General features: G+C 45.7%; 22 protein-coding genes. 12 read left to right on the forward strand and 10 right to left on the reverse strand.

The window, feature by feature from the left end; genetic code table 11:
* Positions 1-63: 63 nt before the first annotated feature.
* From ACUJFK_RS02885 to ACUJFK_RS02900, 4 genes are all read right to left on the reverse strand, one after another.
* Entirely contained in the window at positions 64-843 is a 780-nt protein-coding gene (locus ACUJFK_RS02885) for a hypothetical protein (RefSeq protein WP_445426020.1), read from the reverse strand.
* A complete protein-coding gene (locus ACUJFK_RS02890) occupies positions 843-2,168 on the reverse strand; it encodes a restriction endonuclease subunit S (RefSeq protein WP_445426021.1) in 1,326 nt (441 codons plus the stop codon). Before ACUJFK_RS02890 ends, ACUJFK_RS02885 begins: the two co-directional genes overlap by 1 nt.
* Positions 2,165-4,627, reverse strand: coding sequence for a type I restriction-modification system subunit M (locus ACUJFK_RS02895; RefSeq protein WP_445426022.1), 2,463 nt, complete (start codon positions 4,625-4,627; stop codon positions 2,165-2,167). Before ACUJFK_RS02895 ends, ACUJFK_RS02890 begins: the two co-directional genes overlap by 4 nt.
* An 84-nt stretch (positions 4,628-4,711) precedes the next feature.
* Positions 4,712-5,866, reverse strand: coding sequence for a hypothetical protein (locus ACUJFK_RS02900; protein WP_445426023.1), 1,155 nt, complete (start codon positions 5,864-5,866; stop codon positions 4,712-4,714).
* A gap of 801 nt (positions 5,867-6,667) precedes the next feature.
* Between ACUJFK_RS02900 and ACUJFK_RS02905 the strand changes: the two genes are divergently transcribed.
* The 6 genes from ACUJFK_RS02905 to ACUJFK_RS02930 all read left to right on the forward strand — a co-directional run bounded on the left by ACUJFK_RS02905 (position 6,668) and on the right by ACUJFK_RS02930 (position 10,168).
* Positions 6,668-6,919 (forward strand): hypothetical protein, encoded by a 252-nt coding sequence (locus ACUJFK_RS02905; RefSeq protein ID WP_445426024.1) that lies wholly within the window; start codon positions 6,668-6,670, stop codon positions 6,917-6,919.
* Between the two features lie 406 nt (positions 6,920-7,325).
* Entirely contained in the window at positions 7,326-7,541 is a 216-nt protein-coding gene (locus ACUJFK_RS02910; protein ID WP_445426025.1) for a hypothetical protein, read from the forward strand.
* 679 nt (positions 7,542-8,220) lie between these two features.
* Positions 8,221-8,562, forward strand: coding sequence for a hypothetical protein (locus tag ACUJFK_RS02915; protein ID WP_274450032.1), 342 nt, complete (start codon positions 8,221-8,223; stop codon positions 8,560-8,562).
* Between the two features lie 129 nt (positions 8,563-8,691).
* Positions 8,692-8,880, forward strand: a complete 189-nt coding sequence (locus tag ACUJFK_RS02920) for an antitermination protein NusB (RefSeq protein WP_261257931.1) — start codon at positions 8,692-8,694, stop codon at positions 8,878-8,880.
* A 226-nt stretch (positions 8,881-9,106) separates the two neighbouring features.
* Entirely contained in the window at positions 9,107-9,337 is a 231-nt protein-coding gene (locus tag ACUJFK_RS02925; protein WP_445426026.1) for a hypothetical protein, read from the forward strand.
* A 108-nt stretch (positions 9,338-9,445) separates the two neighbouring features.
* Positions 9,446-10,168, forward strand: a complete 723-nt coding sequence (locus tag ACUJFK_RS02930) for a hypothetical protein (RefSeq protein WP_445426027.1) — start codon at positions 9,446-9,448, stop codon at positions 10,166-10,168.
* Between the two features lie 402 nt (positions 10,169-10,570).
* On the opposite strand, the gene istB is transcribed toward ACUJFK_RS02930, so the two are convergent.
* The 5 genes from istB to umuD all read right to left on the reverse strand — a co-directional run bounded on the left by istB (position 10,571) and on the right by umuD (position 15,117).
* Positions 10,571-11,320, reverse strand: a complete 750-nt coding sequence (istB, locus tag ACUJFK_RS02935; RefSeq protein WP_445426028.1) for an IS21-like element helper ATPase IstB — start codon at positions 11,318-11,320, stop codon at positions 10,571-10,573.
* Positions 11,317-12,837: an IS21 family transposase gene (gene istA, locus ACUJFK_RS02940; protein ID WP_193759634.1), complete on the reverse strand. Its 1,521-nt coding sequence runs from the start codon at positions 12,835-12,837 to the stop codon at positions 11,317-11,319. The genes istB and istA overlap by 4 nt, the downstream gene beginning before the upstream one ends.
* Positions 12,838-12,986: 149 nt before the next feature.
* Positions 12,987-13,208: a hypothetical protein gene (locus tag ACUJFK_RS02945; protein WP_445426029.1), complete on the reverse strand. Its 222-nt coding sequence runs from the start codon at positions 13,206-13,208 to the stop codon at positions 12,987-12,989.
* A gap of 203 nt (positions 13,209-13,411) precedes the next feature.
* Positions 13,412-14,689 carry a translesion error-prone DNA polymerase V subunit UmuC gene (umuC, locus tag ACUJFK_RS02950; protein WP_445426030.1) on the reverse strand — a complete coding sequence of 426 codons (1,278 nt, stop codon included), beginning with the start codon at positions 14,687-14,689 and terminating at the stop codon, positions 13,412-13,414.
* The gene (umuD, locus tag ACUJFK_RS02955) at positions 14,689-15,117 is read right to left on the reverse strand and encodes a translesion error-prone DNA polymerase V autoproteolytic subunit (protein ID WP_445426031.1); all 429 of its coding nucleotides are present in this window, start codon (positions 15,115-15,117) and stop codon (positions 14,689-14,691) included. Before umuD ends, umuC begins: the two co-directional genes overlap by 1 nt.
* Positions 15,118-15,258: 141 nt before the next feature.
* On the opposite strand from umuD, the gene ACUJFK_RS02960 reads away from it, so the two are divergent.
* Positions 15,259-15,492, forward strand: coding sequence for a hypothetical protein (locus ACUJFK_RS02960; protein WP_445426032.1), 234 nt, complete (start codon positions 15,259-15,261; stop codon positions 15,490-15,492).
* 48 nt (positions 15,493-15,540) lie between these two features.
* Here the strand turns inward: ACUJFK_RS02960 and ACUJFK_RS02965 are convergent, their stop codons facing one another.
* Entirely contained in the window at positions 15,541-15,888 is a 348-nt protein-coding gene (locus tag ACUJFK_RS02965) for a helix-turn-helix domain-containing protein (RefSeq protein WP_445426033.1), read from the reverse strand.
* Between the two features lie 60 nt (positions 15,889-15,948).
* Between ACUJFK_RS02965 and tnpA the strand changes: the two genes are divergently transcribed.
* The 5 genes from tnpA (at position 15,949) to ACUJFK_RS02990 (ending at position 20,319) form a co-directional block, all read left to right on the forward strand.
* The gene (gene tnpA / locus ACUJFK_RS02970; protein WP_226752469.1) at positions 15,949-16,233 is read left to right on the forward strand and encodes an IS66 family insertion sequence element accessory protein TnpA; all 285 of its coding nucleotides are present in this window, start codon (positions 15,949-15,951) and stop codon (positions 16,231-16,233) included.
* A 2-nt stretch (positions 16,234-16,235) separates the two neighbouring features.
* Positions 16,236-16,592 (forward strand): IS66 family insertion sequence element accessory protein TnpB, encoded by a 357-nt coding sequence (gene tnpB, locus ACUJFK_RS02975; protein WP_445425237.1) that lies wholly within the window; start codon positions 16,236-16,238, stop codon positions 16,590-16,592.
* Positions 16,593-16,684: 92 nt separating this feature from the next.
* Entirely contained in the window at positions 16,685-18,265 is a 1,581-nt protein-coding gene (gene tnpC, locus ACUJFK_RS02980) for an IS66 family transposase (RefSeq protein WP_445425506.1), read from the forward strand.
* 172 nt (positions 18,266-18,437) lie between these two features.
* Positions 18,438-18,968, forward strand: a complete 531-nt coding sequence (locus tag ACUJFK_RS02985; protein WP_306022601.1) for a helix-turn-helix transcriptional regulator — start codon at positions 18,438-18,440, stop codon at positions 18,966-18,968.
* Complete coding sequence (locus ACUJFK_RS02990; RefSeq protein WP_445426034.1) at positions 18,943-20,319, forward strand: DEAD/DEAH box helicase; 1,377 nt, start codon at positions 18,943-18,945, stop codon at positions 20,317-20,319. Before ACUJFK_RS02985 ends, ACUJFK_RS02990 begins: the two co-directional genes overlap by 26 nt.
* Positions 20,320-20,346 lie beyond the last annotated feature (27 nt).

Raw genomic sequence — 20,346 nt, forward strand, 5'->3', positions numbered from 1 at the left:
AAAGGGATAATGCCAAGCGTTTAATTCCCCAATATAGAGATTTACTTAATTAAAATCCAGCACTTAGCGCTGAAGATAACCGGCTAAACACTCTTTCGGCACATAGATCCAGCCTTCGGTAGTAACGTCTTCATTTGGGGTGGACATGGTGCTTGGTTGTTGCTGGTAAAGCAGTGCGGCGATGGCGCAGTAGGCGGCGTCTTGGATGTCTTGGTGCCAGCTATTGAAGTCGGTTTGGCTGCGCAGTTGCTTGATGTATTGCTGCACTGTATTGGAGGTTTTTAGCACCGTTGGGTAGCTTTCCAATGCGTGTTGTTGGCATTGGTTTTGGCTACTCTGATTAAGCTGCCAAACACCGCTTGGGCTTGGGGTGAAGCCGAATTTGCGCAGTAAATGCAGGCCTTTGGTGGCTTGGCTGCCGATCATGTCTTTGACGGCCGATAACGGGCTAAAGCCGTGGGCAAATAACTCGCGCTCGGTATGGCGGTATAAATACGGGTTATCGCATGATGCGGTAAAAGGCGTGGCGACGGCTTCGCCTTGTAATAACTGCAAGAAACCACTGGAGAAGCCCAATGGCGTATCGATGGCCATCATCAGGTTTTGCGTGGTGAATGCTGCTTTGGTGTTGTCGTCAAACAGGCAGAGCTTGGCAACCGTGAACAGCCAGTCGGTGTAACTGGCTGTTGCGGCAATGGTATCTCGCAGGTTGCCGCGCCAAGGTTGACCTACCAGCTCACCATGCTGATTTAACACCAGCAGCGCATCGCGGCTGTTGGCGTTTTTCTCACAGTTCCAGGCGCCGACATCCCACCCGATATACCAAGCTTGCTGCACAGTCATTAGGCTGCGCTTGCTGGTTTGACTAAGCGGGTTTTGCCGGTTAACAGCTCTTGCATCATACCTTGTTTGATTTGGCGGGTTTTGTTCAGGCGTTGGTCGAGTGCCTGAATTTCTTCGTCCATATCGGAGAGAATGGTGGCTATGGCGGTCTGTTCGTTAAATGACGGATTCAGTATTCGAAGTGCCAACAAACCTTCCTTAGATATATTCTTCATACTGTCACTAGTTCCCGTTGCTGCTTCTTTTATTTTTTTTGCAGTAGACGGATAACTAAGAACATAGGCAAGCCAACGGGAATTTAGTGAACTATCTGCCTTAAACTTCATTTGCCACAACCTGTCAGGCAAAAACATTTCTGGATAGTCTTGGCTTACATATCCGATTTCACCAACAAGCGCTGGAGTATTCATACGACTGACAATAATGCAGCCAGCTTCCGGTGAACATTTTGCTCTATTCAAATCGATTGGCAGTATTGATTTTATCTCTGATTCATCGAAGTATCCTGATGTAACACAAGATGTTTTAAGAATGTGCTTTCCATGCGTAAAAGCATCAATACGGTCTATTGAGTTTACACTAACACCAGCGTTTAATGTTGAGACCATTGATGCCAAAACTGATACTTCCCAATCCTCTGGGATTTCGCCGAGTTCGCTGGGTTTATAGCCTTTTTTGCGGCCGTCGGGGTGGTGGGCGAATTGTGGGAGGCGGGTGCGGCCGGTGAGCAGTTGTTGCATGGTCGCGGTTTTAATCGCCTGCTTTTTCGCAATCAGCTTTTCCAGTTCCTGAATTAACGTATCCACATCCGATAAGGCATTTGCTATGGCGGTTTGTTCGGCAAAAGTTGGTGTAATTAAATTAAGAACCCGAAGCTTTTCAGCAGACAATCCCGGTTGGGCTGATGACTCGGAGTATTGATTAAGATTCATGCTTTCAAGGTAGATTGCAAGCCACTTTGGGTCTACTCGATCAAATGGACTAGCAACTAGAGCATGTTCAGAAGCAAAAAATTTACCTGTTAAATATTGGATGTTGCCACACAATGCACCTTGTCTGCCTATGAGTGCGTAATCACCTTCATGAGTGAACTGACTAGTGTAGCCACGCAACCCGTTACCACCATAACAGGGGTATTCACCAGTTTCATTTATGCTTTTGGAGGTTATTCCTAATCCACTTTTTAGCGAGCATAAGTCACCCAAGGATTCGCAATTCCACTCTATTGGAATCAGCCCCAGCAGAGTATGTTTATATCCATTTGGCAAATCATTCTCACGCGAATCGGGTACAAATTTGGCACTTACCTCTGTTACACCACTCATACCAACCACTCCAAACCCATAGCCTTTAAATGCTCAGCGACTTTGGCACTTAACACATCAACCGACTTACTTATCTGCGGCAATGGCTCGGCATAACGCTCTTCCAAATCTTTCACGCGGCTGGCCAGTTGTTGGCCCATACGTTCAATTTCAGCCTGAATGCTGGCTTGCAGCGTGGCTTGCCATTTATCTTGCACTAATAAAGTTTTCACCTCGTTGGTGGTGAGTGTGGCGTAGCGTTTAAACACCAATAGGTCGAGCTTATCTTGCTGCGCTTTTACGGCTTTTTTGCTGGCACCTTCACTATCAAACAGGCACTGCACTTGCTGCAGCGCTTTGCGCTCGTCTTGGTCTGCTGCAAGCTTTAACCTTGCTTTCACCGACGCTGCGGTGACTTTGTCCTTGTCATTCAACGTATCAGCGAGCAGGCCGTCTTCAGTGCTGTGTTCTTCGATAAAACTTTCCAGCTCCTGGCTGATGCTATCGAGCTCGCTTTGCAGGCGGTCTAGCTCGGCTTGTTCAGCGGCAAAAAAGCGTTTCACCAACAAAGCGGGTGGTAACAGCTCAGCTTTGTATTTGGCTTTGCCGATAACTAAATCTGGCACTTCTTTACTGGCTTTTGCATCACCTTTGGCGGCAATTAGCTCACGCAACTTTTTGCCAGCGTCCCAGCCATCTTGCACCAGCACATAAACATCGTCTTGCATGGTTTCTTGCCAATAATCCATCAGTAGCTGGTAGACGTCGTATTTGCTTAACAGCGGCACCTGGTCATAGGCTTCCAGCAACGCCTCGCTAATGCGGTGAATGAGTGCCTTGGGTGTTTCGCTGCCGTCGATGCTCTCTAACTGCATTTGCGCAAACCATGCCTGAAATGGTGCGTTGGCGCTTTGGGCAAACTGCTGGAATTCAGCGTGTTGCAGGATGGTTGGCTTCACATCGCGGGCGGCGACTTTGGCGTGCAAATAACCTGGGCGTGCCGGAGCGAATAAGCTGTCGCGCAGGCTGGGTAATACCTGCCAGAAATCGCCCAAGGCGGCGACGTCACGCTCTGGGATACCACCGGCTAAATGGGCGGATAAATCGTGTAAGTCTTCACCTTCGCTGCTATCGATGTAACGCGGTATATTCAGGTTGTAGTCGTTGCCGGCGATTTCTTTGAGCGACACTAAACGGCTGTAGCCTTTGAGTTCCAGCTGTTTGGTAAAGACATCCACGATTTTATGAATGTCTTGCGCGCGCAGGCGGTTTTTATTGCCGTCTTTAGCAAAACCTTTACTGGCATCGACCATAAAGATGCCGCCTTCGGTTTTGCCAAGGTCGAGCGGGTCTTTCAGCATCCGGCTGGCGGCCGATTCTTTATCAATAACGATAATACAGGCAGGAATACCGGTGCCGTAAAACAGGTTGGCCGGCAGACCAATAATGCCTTTGATATAGCCTTGTTTCAGCAGGTTTTCGCGGATGCGCGCTTCGGCATTGCCGCGGAATAACACGCCGTGTGGCAGAATGACCGCGCCTTTGCCGGTACTTTTTAAGCTTTTAATAATGTGCAGCAAAAAGGCGTAGTCGCCGTTTTTCTCAGGCGGTACGCCCCAGGTAAAGCGTTTAAATTCGTCGTGCTCGGCATTGATGCCGCTGGTCCAGTTTTTATTGGAAAACGGCGGGTTGGCTACGGCAAAGTCGAAGGTTTTCAGCTCGCCGTTGCTGTCTTTCCATTCTGGCGCGGCCAGCGTATTGCCCTTAGATATTTTGGCGGTGACGTTGTCATGCAAAATCATGTTCATACGGGCCAAGGCACTGGTAGCGTTATCCATTTCCTGACCAAAAATCGACAAGCCGCGTGGCGCTTCGTCGCTGGCTTTTAGAAGCAAAGAGCCAGAGCCGCAGGTTGGGTCATACACGGTGCAGTCCTGCGAGGTGTGTTCGTTAATGCCCAGCACCTTGGAGAGGATTTTCGACACTTCAGACGGGGTATAAAACTGGCCTTTGGATTTGCCCGATTCGGTGGCGAAGTGGCGCATCAGGTATTCATAGGCATCGCCTAATAAGTCATCGCCATCGGCGCGGTTGCCGGATAAATCTAAGCCTTCAAAAATACCGACCAGCTTGGTTAAGCGGTCGACCATTTCCTTGCCTTTGCCAAGCTTGTCTTCGTCGTTAAAGTCGGCAATGTCGATGACGCTTTTTAAATCGTTTTCTTCGGCCAGTTTAGCGATGATTTTGTTTAAGCCTTCACCAATCTCGGTTTTACCCTTCAGCGATACCATGTCATCAAAGCTGGCACCTTCTGGTACATCAATCATCGCGTTTGGGTCGTACTTGGCTTTGTCTGAAACATACTTCATAAACAGCATGGTCAGCACATAGTCTTTATATTGCGATGCATCCATGCCGCCGCGCAGCTCATCACAGCTGGCCCATAAGGATGAATAGAGTTCGGTTTTTTTGATTGCCATGTAGAGTCCCTTAACGAAAGCGCGCCAAAATGAGTGATTTACGCGCTGTATTTGTATTTTTTCAGAAGGCTTTGTTTAAGCCACTTATCTAAGTCTGAATTTGGCTTTTAATTCACTTAGCAAGGATGCCGACAACACCGGGTTTCGAAATGGATTCTCTGCAGGTGAACGCTGGCTGCTGGCGATATCCTTTGCTTGGTCATGACCAGATTTAACTTTATACACTGTAATATCTGGGTTTAATTCGAGCTTACCAAAGGTTCGATTCTCATGTTTCAGCGAAAAATTTATATCATCAGCTTTCGCTACAGGAACAAGCAAAATACCGTCTGGATTAGTGATGAGATAGCTTAACACATTCGGATTATTAGGGAATTTTATATCCAACCCAAAAACCATACGTTGTTGATTATGGGTGCCATGAACTAAGTAATAATCTTGACTCAGTTGTTCTAGAAAAAGCTGGGTTATTACCTGTCCTTTTTGCTTGGTTTTCGTCTGCGAGGTGCGGTTAGGCTTTAACCGTAGAATAGGGATTTCTTTTTTCTCTGCTGGATGCGACTTTTCTTTAACCGGTTTAATAATGATAGCCAATGGCTTAGCAAAAGGGTTGGCGAGTTCTAATTCAGAAGGCTTAGCACTATCATGCAGATTATTATTCTCTTGTTCAGACAACCATTCCAAACGAGTTGAAACCACCTCTAACTGATTGACACCGGTGTGAAGCGCTATTTTCGCTAAGGTCGCTCCAGGCTCACTCTGTGCCATTGCAAGTGCGTCTTTGCAGGTGTATTCATCAATATCTAGTTTTTTTACCTGGGCGGCATCCAGCTCAAATCGAAGCTTGCCGCGTTTAATTCTGGCCTCAATACGCAAACCGCCGGTCTGTAATCTGACGACCCGGCTTATCAGTAATGGCTGCCAGTGTTTAATTGAAGCGGCTGTTATATCTTCAGCGGATGTTGGAATGCTTAACTTTGGCTCATAGCAAGGATGCTTTGGCCAAGGCGGACCAAGCTGGTCAAATAATACCTTGGCACCATTAGGATGCTCGTAGTAAAAAACAGAACCGCCACAGGATTTGCAGGTGTAATTCGGGATCGTGAAGGCTTCACGGTTTCTGTAACCCTGATAATTTTTAGGCTTTTGCGGTACAGGCCGATTTGTTGAATGACTAGTCGATGGTATCGGGTTAGCTATTGGGATAACCCGACCATCTTTGAGTGTTCTGAACTCCATCCTAAATTCCGTTTTTAGGTAAACACGCAAGAGAGTTGTACATTAGCTTAGACTGACATGTTGTTCAATATTGTAACAACCAATAACAATATATGTGGTAGTTGACGTTTATAGGAACTGCCGTGATTCGTGCAAAAAATATCGCTCCTTACTTTGTCTGCTGACCCAAACTCGTTATTATAGTTAGGCCACTACTGACCGGGACCAGGCAACTGGGGTAGTGATGCCGGAGCTTTTTTAGTTCCCTTAGCCCGTGAGCAAGATAAAAAGGCGCCCCGGAAACCAATTATTACATGATCTGCTAAAAGCGTCGGATCTTGAACGATCCGGTAAAAAACCACCTTAATTCATAATTATCTAAGTGTGACATGTCACAGCAAGCCAATGCTTTTTTGACCAGCCTCTTGATACATGTAACTCTTGGTTAGTTAGTTTTGTTCTTTCCCTCACTTTTGCAGCTATAAATCGTCAACGGTTACTGATTTTTTTGCGAAGTTTTAGGGTTAAATGTCAATGGGCAAAATCTTTTGGGATCTCCGCACAAATTGCTAAAGATGTTCAGGATCAAAGTTAAGATCTTTAAAGAGCATAAAAAAATGCACCTAAAAAATATTTCAAAGAAGCGTCACAAGTAACACAATTTCGACGGTAATGAGCGAAAAGCGGAAATACCCCCTTCACCAAAATTTCTGTGTGAATGTCAGCTCTTATAGCAAAGCCGTGATTGAAACCCGGTATTGACAGCTTATACAAGTATTGTGCATCATCATTTTTAACGATGATACAGAGCACTTCTTACTAATGGATAAGAAAGACGAAATTTTAAAGGAAGCTAACGACCTGGCTACTAGTGCTCTTTTAGGTGATTTAGCAGCTGAACATAAGCTAAAGCTGCTAATTAAATCACACTCATTTCTTTCCCAGTTATCACAAAAATTAAAGAATAACGCAAAGAAAAAGAGAAAGCTGAAGCCGGGAAAAATCGGGCCTGGCATGGTATTAATTAGCTCTAGCGGCAAAACCTCAGCTAGAACATGGAAAAAGACGAAGTAATCCATAATTTATTGCGGATTATGTCCATAAAGCCCTGAATTGACTCATACTTTACCTACGGAATTATGCGTCTTTGTGACTGAAAATGAATGAAGAAAATTGTTCCCCCAAGTTTCCATTGGTTTCACTTTAGCATGACCATCAGTTCTAATCACTGACCACCAAAACATTCAAACTCACGCACCAAACATAAATTGCATGAGATAAAAGCTGGCGAATGCTTCTACTATTTTGTAAAGCGACTTTACATCTAATAACTTTAGACAATAGCTCTTTATACTTTACAAATTAATCACAAATTAAACAAGGTTCGTATCTATTTTATAAAATGGAAGACGTGGGATAACTTGACCAGATGGTACTCTTAATTATTATCAGATAGGTTAAATGGGGTTTAGGTAAAGTCATGGTCAAATCAGTAAAAATTCTCTGTCAGATATGCGGTAAAGCTATAGAAGGTAGAAAACTAGACGAACATAATTTAAAAGTTCATGGCATTAACCCGATATCAATTACGGAAAATGCCAGCGAAGCTAAACCCAAGAGAAAGAAGAAAAGTTTCATGAAAATGTGTGGCCCTGGTAATTCATCTAAATCCAGTACATGGAAAAAAGTAAAATGAAGCTTAAATTCGGGTGACATCTTTGGTTTAGTGGCTATTCGAATGAATTACACCAGAGATCTTGAGTAAATTGATTGATATTGTCTCAAAATTTTCGAGACACTTTGTTCTGTTATGAAAGAGGCAATGTCCGCTTTCAGTGAAAAGTGCCGATTCAATCGAATCTCAGTGAATTTCCGGTTTCGGCACTTAGCTGCCTGGCAACCGAGGTCTACTGTCGGGAATGAGCGAAAAGCAGAGATTGCCCTCGAACAAAAATCCCCTTACGAATGTCTGGTTTGACTGAAAACCGGACATGTTTCAGTCTGAATTGAGTAATGCTTGGTTCGCATAACCTGTCTGATGCTTTCAAGGAAAGGTGAACGAGTCATGTAAGCTCCTTTGTTGATTATCGAGTGTGTTACTGAGACTTCTCAGTAACACCTGATGATAAGGAGGCCAAATCAAGATAAGGTATTGATATTAATAATATTACCCCGTTTTGGGGTGGAGGCATTACTGAGAAGTCTCAGTAATGTCGTAAATTAAAAGTAAATTAAGCCCTTAATTAGCTTCTTAAGTTATTGATTTTCAGTAAACTCATAGGTATAAATTTGTTTTGCCTTTCGGATGTTACTGAGAGGTCTACATAATAACTGTTAGCAGTGCAATTAACCCCAACCTTAAAAGGAAGTAAAAAATGAAGAAATTACTAATCAGTGCAGTTGTTTTAGGCATGAGTCTAGCTGTTTCAGCAGAAACCTATGATGTTTCCGCTTCTTACAGTGCCGGTACAGAATACTCTGGCGAGCTGGTTTTTCGTGTTGATGAAGGTAAAAGTGCATCTTTTTCAAACGAGCAAGTGCAGAGCTTTGCGGTTGTAGTGAGTAAAAAAACAGATAGTCAGGTTCTAGTTAACTTTGATTTTGCAGGTGGCGCTTACAAAAGCGAAGCAGAGGTTGTCTTAGAGCTTGACCAACCAGCAGAATTTAATTTTAACGATCAAAAATTTACTTTTTTAGTTAAAAAGCATTCCAGTTAAATATTTGTGACAGCACACGCACTGCTAACAAGGCGCATCACTCGCGGCCTTCGGCCGCTGGGATGCCAACCGCTACGCGGTCGTCACCCGTGTGCTTTGCGTTATCAGAAACGAGAAAAGGAGATTCTTTTGAGTCCTGAATACATTGAGGTTGGTAAGCAATATTTTGTCGGATGGGGAACGTTAATGCTAATTAATGCAGTACTAGCCCAAGGCAAAAATCGTAGCGGTTTAGTTTGGTTTTTAGTTTCATTAATTTTAGGGCCAATTGCGACATTGATATTGGCGCTAGTTCCGAAGCTACCTGACAGTCAGTAGATGCAGCTCCACGTGCACAAGGTTTTTAAAGTTTCAGCCATTTCGCGGTATCGTAGCTTGCACGCTGGTTAGTTTTTTAATTTATGGGTGCAGTTTCAACTGTCAACATTGTATGGCGGCAACGCCGCGAAAGTATGGTGTTTGCTGCTAACAAGTTACTGCACCGGACAAATAACTCGCTAGCGCTCGTCATTTTCCGGTGAGTAATGCGTTATGAGGGAAGATCATGAGCGTAGAGATGGACCTACATAATAGATGGCTCGGTGGAGAAAGATTGCCCGGCGTACGCTTCGTGATGAACGATTATGTTGTAGTTTCTTCTGGAAACCACGCTGGAGAAGCTGGCTCGGTTGTGTCAGTTATTAAATTTGAGCCGAACATCCTTTATATTGTTGAAACAGAATCTGGAAAAGACATAGAAGTAAGAGAATGCGAAATTGAAATCGCAAGCTCATAACAAGGCCAGTCAGCAACGCTCCCGTTGGTCGCTGGACCTCAAACCCGCTGCGCGGCTTTTCGGCCGCTGCTGGCTGCGTTATAAAGAAACGAGAAATAAGGAGATTTCGTGAAGTTATCAAATGTGCTAATTACTGTTCTTGCTGTTACGACACTAGCCTCTGGATTTGCCGTATATAAATTTGACAGTGCTAGTGAAAGGCTAGAACAAGATAATATCGCTTTAAGTCAGCATAACTTACAGTTGGTTAGAGAGCTTGAAAAGCTTAGAAATGATTTATCTGTGTATCAACAGGAATTAAATAACAGCGAAGCGCCAACTGCTTCATTAAATGACGAAGTAATAGAACTGAAAAGTTATCCGGTGGTATCTGAGCTGGCTACTATTCCAGCCGCATCTGAAGAGAAACCTGAATTTTCAGAGGATAATAGCTCAGAAACAAAAACTGATATGGATGTACTATTAGCCTTTGCAAATAGAATGAGAAGTGGTGAAAGTATTTCAAGTTTTGAAGATAAAGCCCTTACACAATTTAGGGAGGAAGAAGTTGATGGGAGTTGGGCGTATCAGTATGAAGCAAATATCCGTGATTTCATTGCGTCAGACGAAGATCGTAAGTTCGATATACAAGAGTTAACTTGTAAAAGGACTCTTTGTGAGTTAAAAATCATAGCAAATGATGATAATGCACTACTACTGGGCACCTTATTTTCAAAATCCCTCAGCGAGCAAGAATGGAGAGATAAAAGTGCTCCCGTCATGTTTAACCATGAAACCAAAGATGGTGTTATGAGAATTTTGATAGGAAGGGACAAGAATAGTCTCAACTAAGTTTCTTTATAACAAACCGCGTCATTCGGGGCCTGTGGCCCCTGCGACGCTCACAAGTTCGCGCGCATGCGCGGGGCGTTCTGCTAACACCTAAAAGCGGACTTTACAGCCTTAAAGTTGGAATGTCTGCAATTGGCACATTGTGACGATTCAAAGAGCAACTTGGCACTGAATTACTCGTTTAGCTTGTAATGAATATCATCATATTCTGCGATCATCTTAGCCAATTCCTCAAACTTATCACCATCAGGCGTGTCTGGCTCAGCTTCAAGCAGTTGCTCAATTGCTTTTAATGCAGCTTCATATTCTTGATCGTTTTTTATAGCTGTGTCGATTTGTGTTCGGCGTCAACTATCTTGGCCGGTTCGCGTCAATTATGATGGCCGGTTAGGTTTTCGCATTTTATCTGGCTTCAGCCTGTTTTAACTGATGTTGTTTCCGATAGCTTTCCCCTTCTAATTCTATAATTGTCGCGTGGTGGATCAGCCGATCTATGGCCGCTACCGTCATCATGCTGTCCGGGAAGATCTGATCCCATGCACTAAACGGCTGATTAGCTGTAATGATCAGGCTGCCGCTTTCATATCGATGCGCGATAAACTCAAACAGTACCTGTGTTTCTGCATCGGTTTTCTTCACATAACCAATGTCATCAATAATGATCACCTGATACTTGTCCAGCTTGCTCATCTCGCTCATCAGATCCAATTCGCGCTTGGCTTGTTGTAACTGCTGTACCAGACCGATAGCCGGAAACAGTTTGCAGCGTATGCCTTGCTCTATCAGCCGGTAACCCAGTGCATTGGCCAGGTGGGTTTTGCCGGTGCCACTGGGGCCTATCAGCAGGATGTTATCGGCATGATGCGCCCAGGACAGTTCTTGATGCAACTTAGCGATCAGCGCTTGATTTGCCCGGCTTAGCACGCTGTTATCCAGAGCGCTTAAGGTTTTTCCCGGTGCTAACTTGGCTTCGCGCACCCAACTTTGTGTACGCCGTGTAAAGCGCTCTGCGAGCTCGTATTCGCATAAGGCCGCCAGATAGTCACTGTGCGACCAGCCTTTTTCTACCGCGGTTTGCCAGAGTTTTTCATAGTGTCTGACGAACGCCGGCAGCCGTAATTCTTTGAGCAGTAATGCAACGGAGGAGGTCAAAATGGCACCTCCACATCGTGTTTCGCCTGGGCCTTTAATGAAGACAGCAGCGCATCATAACTTTGCAGGCTGTGCTGCTGACTCTTCAGCTCTGGCGCACGTTGCGGTGTAAAGAAGCGCGCCTGGATAGTCTGGGTACACTCAAATTGCCCCACTCTGGCCTGTTGCAGCAGAGTTTCACCCAGTGCGTGTTCGCTATCATATTCACAGGCCAACCGTAGCACCGTGACGATCCATTTACAGGCCTCCTGTGCTGGTAAGGCATCATCCACTAACTGCCACAGCTCACGGTAATTGTCGTCAGGTAAGATGTTATCCCGCAGCTGCGAGAAACGAAACGCCTGCGGTTTAGCCGCCAGTGAGCCGATAATATGCCGGTAGTTAATACACCTCGCGCGGCTTTGGCCGGGTGCCGGGTAAATTCTTGGCAAGGTCAATGCCACCTGCTGGCCCACATAGAGCACCAGTTTGTCATGATACAGTCGTACCTGCAGGCGCTCACCAATCAGCCGGGATGGCACGCTGTACACCACACGACGCACTTCGATGGTGGCACTACGGGTGACTTTAATGCTCAGTAAGGTGTAATCAACAGCACCATACTCCGGTAAGGCCTGCAGGGCTTGCTGCTCTTCTAAAAAGCGGCTGCGTGAGCGCTGGTTCAGCTTGCCGACGATTTGGTCAATAAAGGCCTGATAGGCTTCGATACTGTCAAAGTCACTGTGGCCACGAAGCAGCAGGTGCTGCGCCAGGCGGCGCTTAAATGAGCCATTAGCGCATTCCACCACGCCATTCTCATGCGATTGCCCTAAATTATTCCTTGTCGGCGTCATGTTGTAATGCTCGCACAAGTCCTGATAGGCATCTGTCCAAACGTTTTGTGTGTTGTTTCTGGCGGCACTGAGGCTATCGGTGCGGTGCTCTACCGGACAGCCACCGGCCTGCGTCAGCGCACGCTGTAAGCCGGTAGACAAGGCAGAATAACTCTCACCCCCCTGAACCACCGTCACTGAACGCCAGCCGCTATAAGCGAGGCGGAACTGATACAGTAAATGGGCAAAGGGCTGCTGCTTAATGGTGACCGGGCTATCAGGATGAGTGAAATCGGAGAAGCCCTGTAAACCGGCTTGGGCTTGCTGGCGGAAGATGACGTCTTTCTCCGGGCCATGTAGCGCTTTCCACTGCTTAACCCGCCGCTGCAGGGTGCGCAGAACTCGCTGGTCATATTGGTCTGGGTAGTGCGCCTGCAAATGCTCCAGCAAAGTAATGGGCGTGAGCTCGGGCTTGGCGTTTAACAGCACAACCAATTCGGTTTCCCATACAGCTTCCAGTGGATCTTCGCGGGTGCGCCAATCTCTATCAGCTTTAGCGCGGGGTAAGGTGTTGGACTGCTCAATACGTCGGGCAGTTCGGGTGGAAATGGCAGACTTCGCGGCAGCGATTTCTTGAGTCATGCCTTGTTGGCGATGCTGCATATACAGCTCCTCTTGTCGTTGGGTGATATGTTGTCCAGGCACCTTGAACTCCGAACAGAAAACAAGGTACCTATTGTGACACCCAACCGGCCAAGATAATTGTCGTCAACCGGTCATCCTAATTGTCGCCGAACAGTCGATTGTCATCTTGTTACCTTAAAATGCCCTGAGGGAGTGCCTTGCATCCGCAATCACTTGGCAGCTTCAAGGCTTACCAAACGCGTTAAATTTCCTGCAGCAGAGATCTGTTCGTCAGTTAGTGTTTGGTCGCTATGCTTTTTCATGCTGATTTCAGCACGATCTTTATCCATCGCACAAACCAGTATATCCCCAACGGTAAATCCTAGCTCAGCACAGAGCGTATCAGGAATTGGGATAAGGTTGTCCTTGGTAATTTCAACGGTATAACTCATGGCGTCCCTTATGTAAAAAAAGAACAAGCGTCTTGCTTTGATTAGCTCGGTAGGCATAGTTTAATAAAGAAAAAGGCCAATCAAATCGACCGGCCATTCCCATGTTCCTGGTGGTCTGCAGGTTGCAGTGATATGCCAGGACCCTCAACCGAAATACTATGCGCAATTATGCCTTAAATCAATTATGTGTGATTTTATAGAACTTACTTGGCTACCGGTAAATCCGTCCATTTCGTTGTGTATTGCGGCGATAACATCGCACGCTTCATACTCCATGCCTGTGATGCGCCTTGGCTTGCAAACCAGACCTTGCTGCCCGTTTTGGCATTGATGGTATCAATCACCGTCATCAGCGCTTTGCTCTGATAGGCAGGAGGCGCAGGCTCAAATAAATCAACTTGATATACGCCTTCATCATAAAAATCAGCAAGCATGACACCGGCCTTGGCGTAGCGGTATCCGTCTTTCCAGATTTTATCGAGCAGCTTCGTTGCTACTGACAAAAAATCCCGCGTGTCAGCCGAGGGATGTGCCAGGGAGGTGGTGATGCTATTGGCATAGTATGGGTCTCGTTGCCGGTCGCTAAACGGACTGGTGCGGACAAACACCGTTAACTGCTTGGCTTGCTGCTTTTCTTTACGCAGTTTCTGGCAGGCTCTGCTGATGTATTCAGCGATAGCTTCGTGCATCAAATCTTTTGAGGTGATGCGCTCACCAAAGGCCCGGGAGCTGACAATTTGTTTTTTGGTGGGAGCAACCTGCTCTAACGCCAGGCACGATTCGCCATTAAGCTCTGCTACGATGCGTGATTCAACCACAGAGCATTGCTGCTTGATAAAAGAGGGGCTGGAATCAGCCAAATCCAGAACAGTGTGAATACCGAGTTTGTTAAGCCTTGCAGAGAGTTTACTGCCAATACCCCAGACTTCACCGACAGGTAACAATGCCATCAGTTTACGTTGCCGGGTTTTATCCGTTAAATCGACCACGCCACCTGATTTGTGCCATTTTTTGGCGGCATAATTCGCCAGCTTAGCCAGGGTTTTGGTGGGAGCAATCCCAACACAAACCGTGATGCCAATGTTTTGCTGGATGGTATGTCGCACAGATTGCCCAAATGCCGTTAAATCGACGCAATGTGATACGCCAGTCAAATCAATGAACGCTTCATCAATCGAATAGACTTCAACTGCCGGCGCTAACATTTCAAGCGTACTCATCACCCGGGCAGAGATATCGGCATAAAGCGCATAATTCGATGAATAAGCGAGTAACGTGCCGTCTTCAAACAGTCGCTTTAATTCAAAGGCTGGTACACCCATTTTAATGCCCAGAGCCTTTGCCTCTTTCGAGCGCGCAACCACACAACCGTCGTTGTTGGATAGCACGACAATCGGCCGCCCCTTCAAATCAGGACGAAATAGCGTTTCACAGCTTGCATAAAAGTTGTTGCAGTCAACCAGGGCAAAACACGGGCTCATCAATACACCATTTTGCGAACCACACTAACCACTACACCAAAGACCTCAAACTCATCCTGCTCGGTTAGAGGAATAGGCTGATACGCCTTATTATGAGGTAGTAACTGCTTAACCGGCTTAAGGCATAGCTCCTTTACGGTAAATTCACGATTCAAAGCGGCCACAATAATGCTGCCATGAACAGCATTCACAGAGCGGTCTACCACCAAGACATCGCCATCTAATATCCCTTTATCCTTCATTGAATCGCCGCTTACCCTAACCAGAAAGGTAGCAGCAGGATGGCGAATGCAGAGTTCATTTAAATCCAGTGTTTGTTCAACATAATCCTGCGCCGGAGAAGGAAAGCCGGCTGAAATTAAATCGCCATATAGCGGTAAAAATGCAGGCTGATTACGCTCAGCCTGCCCGAGTATTTCTACTGACATCTCAACACCCAAAAGCTGTATATAAATACAGTATAGCGATTTTTGATTTTCTTTGAAGCGGGTGCGCCGAAAAATCCGGCCAAACTGGAAATCTTAAACCGAAATGCTACATTTAATTCACATTAATAATGTGAGAGGCGAATGATGGAAGAGCGGTTGGTAAATGAGCATCAGTTCAAAGATATTCTTGCAACCTGGCATGGGGTGGGCAGAAGTTTGTTAACCCTTCCAAAAATTAGCCGGTTTAAGACAGGTATTAGGATCAGCGTGGTCAGCATCGATAATACCGTTCAGTATATCTATGAGCAGCATTTTAAGTCCTATCGCGAGGTGCTTCTTTGGTACGGACAGATGCTGGATAAAATGGGTATCTGAAGGATTAAAAGAATATATACGTATCAGCTGACGTATATCTAAGGCAACTCAGTCTTCAGAAGGTGCTTCGTTCTGTTCACGAATAAACGCGATGACGCGTTGCTGCTGTTCTGATGTTAGCTTGTGATAGGACAATAACAGCTCTGCAATCTCTTCGGATTCACAATAGAAATATGCGACTGGAACGTCGAGCTCCGCGGCAATTCTTTTTGCCGTATCAAAGTCTGGAATGTGCCTGCCTTTCTCGTAGTGATTCATTCGACTACTCGACACATCGATGTTAAAACCGATAAGAATGCCCAACTCCGTCTGGGTGAGCCCCTTGTTTCGCCTCGCAAGCTTAAGGCGTTTAGGGAACGGGTGAGATAATTCGTAAGCGTAACGCCAACCACACATTCCTATCCTAACTGATCAACATTACCCTGTCTGCCTCTTTAAATTATCAGGGTAATCATCATGAAACGCACTAAAGAACAATGGCTGGCCTTATTCGCCGAGCAAGCCCAAAGTGGCCTTACTCAAACGGCATTTGCTAAACGACAAGGGATTATCCCGACCTATTTCAATCTCCGTAAACGCCAGTTGTTGGCTCATCAGAATGATGACACCGGTTTCATTGAATTAGCACCACAAAGCTCGCCACTGGCCCGGCATATCCTGCTACGCAAGCGTGATATGGAATTGCAACTTCCAGCAGGGACGGATGCACTCTGGTTAGCCGCCTTGCTCAGGGCACTTTGACCATGAAAATGTTCCTCGATGTGCTTAAGGTCTATTTGCATAAACAGCCGGTCGATTTTCGCAAATCCATTAATGGCTTATCGTTGCTGGTCGAGCAAGAGATGCAGCTCTCGCCATTTAGCGGCGCATTGTTTGTGTTCTGTAATCGGCAGCGTACCCGGTTAAAAGTGCTGTACTGGGATAGCACTGGGTTTTGTCTGTGGTACAAAAGGCTTGAAAAAGACACGTTTCGCTGGCCAAGGCAGATGCCAGGTAAAGTGTTGTCTATTAGCGAGCAGCAATGGCATTGGCTGTTGCAAGGTGTCGATATTCAAAAAATCACCGCGCACCAGCCGCTGCATTACCAGAGTGTGGGTTGATATGCCGATCGGCTATAAATCCTGTAGATCGCATCCAAAACAATCTAAATCTTACCAAGCACTTAGCCAAATTGGCCGTTACAATAACGGCTATGAAAAAGATACCAGATACCCTACCTGATGACGTTGAACTGCTTAAGAAAATGCTGCTTGAGCAGACAGCGCTACTTGCCAAGCATGAGCAAAAGCTTGAGCGAAAACTGGCGCAAAAAGACAAACGCATCGCTAAATTAGAGCGGGTTAACCAGCAGCTGTCGGATAAGCTGCAGCAATTGCTGGAGCGCTATAACCTGAAGAAGTATCAGAAATTTAGCCCCAGCAGCGAGACCTACGAAGGTGAAGGCGAAGTCTTAAATGAGGCCGAACAGCTTATTGAAGAGCAGTCCGTAGCGACAGAGCCAGACACTCAGACGACCGAGAGCGCTGAGAAAACCGTCAAACCACGTCGGCCGCGTATTATTCCTGAATTGCCCCGCGTTGACGTTATCCATGACATTGACGATAAAACCTGTGCCTGCTGCGGCCATGCGCTGCATCAAATGGGTGAAGAAGTCAGTGAGCAAATCGAGTTCGTGCCAGCACAAATCCGGGTGCTTAGGAACGTGCGGCTGAAATACAGCTGCCGGCAGTGTGAAACCAATGGCACTAAGGTCGACATTAAGATTGCCGATGTACCGCCTGCGGTTATCCCTAAGAGCATGGCCACGCCAAGTTTACTGGCGCAAATCATCAGCAGCAAAATGCACTATGGGATGCCACTTTACCGACAAGAAAAACTGTTTAATGAAGCCGGCATTGAGCTTAGTCGTCAAACGATGAGTCGTTGGCTGATAACCTGTGCAGATAAACTTAAACCGCTACTGGCGTTAATGAAAGCTGAGCTTCTGAAACAGCCGGTGCTGTGGGCAGATGAAACCACGGTCAATGTGCTAGATGTTGAGAAAAGCACCTGTTACATGTGGGTATATGGCTGTGGCTTAGAGAAAAGTACCGGCCCTAAGCTGGTGCTGTTTGATTATCAGGATAGTCGCAGCAGTAAACATCCCTGTGACTTCTTATCCGGCTTTAACGGTTATCTGCAGGTCGATGGTTATGCCGGATATGAGAAAACTCACGCAACCTTAGTCGGTTGCTGGGCGCATGCCAGACGCAAGTTCGTTGAAGCCCAAAAAGCACAGGGCAAAGGCAAAACGGGTAAAGCGGATGTGGCCCTTAACCACATCCAGAAACTCTATGCACTGGAGAGTAAATTAAAAACTGCGCCGCCTGATAAGAAGTATGACGCCAGACAAGCACTAGCTAAACCACTGCTAGAACAATTTAAAAGCTGGCTGGATAAATCAAGCGAGAGTGTCACGAAAGAAAGTTTACTGGGAGTGGCTATCACGTATAGCCTGAATCAGTGGCCCAAACTAATCCGCTATCTGGGTGATGGCCGATTAAATATCGACAACAACCGTGCTGAGCGCGCGGTCAAACCGTTCGTGATTGGTCGCAAGGCGTGGCTGTTTGCCAATACCAAGACGGGTGCACAAGCCAGTGCGGCGCTGTACAGCCTGGTTGAAACCGCCAAAATCAATGGTCTGGAACCGTATGATTACTTATGCCGCTTGCTGACAGAGCTGCCCAAAGCCAATACCCACGAGCAACTGCAACAACTCCTGCCTTACTGATCACCAGCCACACCGCAAGGTGTGGTTGTTGTTACGCTTACGATAATTCCAAAGCATTTCCATGAGATAGAGCTTAATTCCTAGATTGTCTAATTTTGCATTCGCATAGTATACTTAGGAATCCTAAGTATTTGTTAGGGGAATGTCACTTTGTCACTATCAGGAATGCAGTATGTCAGTGCGCAACACAGTTTTGGCGCTTATCAAGCGCAATGGAATTAATGAATTCACTCTCAACGAATTAAGAAGTCTCTGCAAAGGTGCAGTTAACTCCCAATCAACGAAACACTTTAATGCGATAATTTACAAGGCATTGTGGGTTCTTGAGAAAAAAGGGATTGTTGAAGCGGTAAAAGATACGTCTGATAAAAGTGAAAAATTTTACGCGCTGACAGAACAAGGCCTGAGACTTTTAGATACCATTACCCTTATCAGTGAACCACCAAAAGAGATTGTTAACCCGAAGAATCCTTTTGAAAAAGTTAGCCGACTTATTAGCGAGTACAGTGTAGCCCTCGCTGAAGCCAGTGCTGAGGCTCAGGAATATCAAGATCTATCGCTGAAATTGCCAAATTTAAAAGACTACCTAGAAGAAAAGTTCATCGATGCGAAATCTCGAGCTGCTCATTTTAAGGGCCGTCTAACCGCAGTCGAAAACCTGCTAAAGGAGAAAATCGATGCAACTTCGTCATTGGCAGGCTAGTTGTGTTGACCTGGCTTTAAATCGATTCTCTGCTGGTCAAAAACACTTCTTTGTTCTGGCTACGCCAGGTGCTGGGAAAACAGTGATGGCGGCCACTGTTGCAAAGGAGTTATTTAGTAAAGGGGTTATTGACTATGTTGTTTGCTTTGCGCCATCCATATCAGTCCTGGATGGTATGCGTTCAACATTTTCTTCGATATTAAATCGACCTATGCATGGACAACTTGGCGCTGCCGGCGGCGTATTCAGTTATCAATATTTGGCGAGCAGTAAAACTGCTGACTGGTCATTTTTAGAAAAATACCGGGTTTTGGTGGTATTTGATGAAATTCACCATTGTTCAGGCGATGATCCTGATCTTGCAAATGCGTGGGGTCGAGAAGTTCTTTTAACGATTGGACAACATGCAAACCTGATTCTATCAATGACGGGGACGCCATGGCGCTCTGATTCAACTAAAATTTCTTTAGCAACTTATATTGATCCAGATAACACAATCAAATGCGACTATAGCTATGGTATAGCAGAGGCAATAAGAGACGGGGTATGTCGTCGACCCATGGTCACACTTATTGATAATGATCAGCTGAAAGTTGCTAATGAGACTTATGAATCACTGAGCTCAGCCATTAAAAATTCCGAACTTAGGTATTCTGAAGTGCTTAGGAACGATGAGGCACTCATGTTTTTAATGTCTGCGGCAGTAAAACAGCTGGCAAGGGCTAGGCTTGAACATGAAAATGCAGGGGGGCTGGTCGTTGCTAGTTCTGTTGAAGAGGCGGTCAGGATTCAGATGCTTCTTTGTGATTTTCGTCAATCATCGATTCTTGTGAGCTATAAAGATCCAAATGCCCATAAAAAAATCAACATGTTCAAAACGATGACAACCCAATGGATTATTAGTATTGGTATGGTTTCTGAGGGTACCGATATCCCAAGGTTGCGAGTATGCGCTCACCTCAGTTTGATACGAACAGAGCTATTTTTTAGGCAGGTTTTGGGACGTGTTCTAAGGCTAATTCCTGGTATAGTCAATGGTCACGGGTGGTTGTTTTCATTTGCAGAACCATCACTTCTTGAATTTGCTGAAAGGCTGCAACAAGATATACCGGATAAAATTCTAAAGGTTGAAAAAGTAAGAGGGGCGACAGAAGCCAGTTCCTCTGAAATTCGAGGAGGGAAAGAGCCGAATTCAGGCTACGAAGCTCCAAGCATTCTTAATGCTGATAATTGGAAGTGCACGCAGTCAGAGAACACAGACAATACTTCAGAGATTGGAAATAATGCTCTGTTATTCCGGTTGCAGGGGCAGTACCGTCAAAAAGTATTTTCAATTTTTTCTGATGTTTAATGGTTATTGAGTGTAACTTTAAAAGAA

It is taken from the genome of Alishewanella sp. HL-SH06, assembly GCF_052656265.1.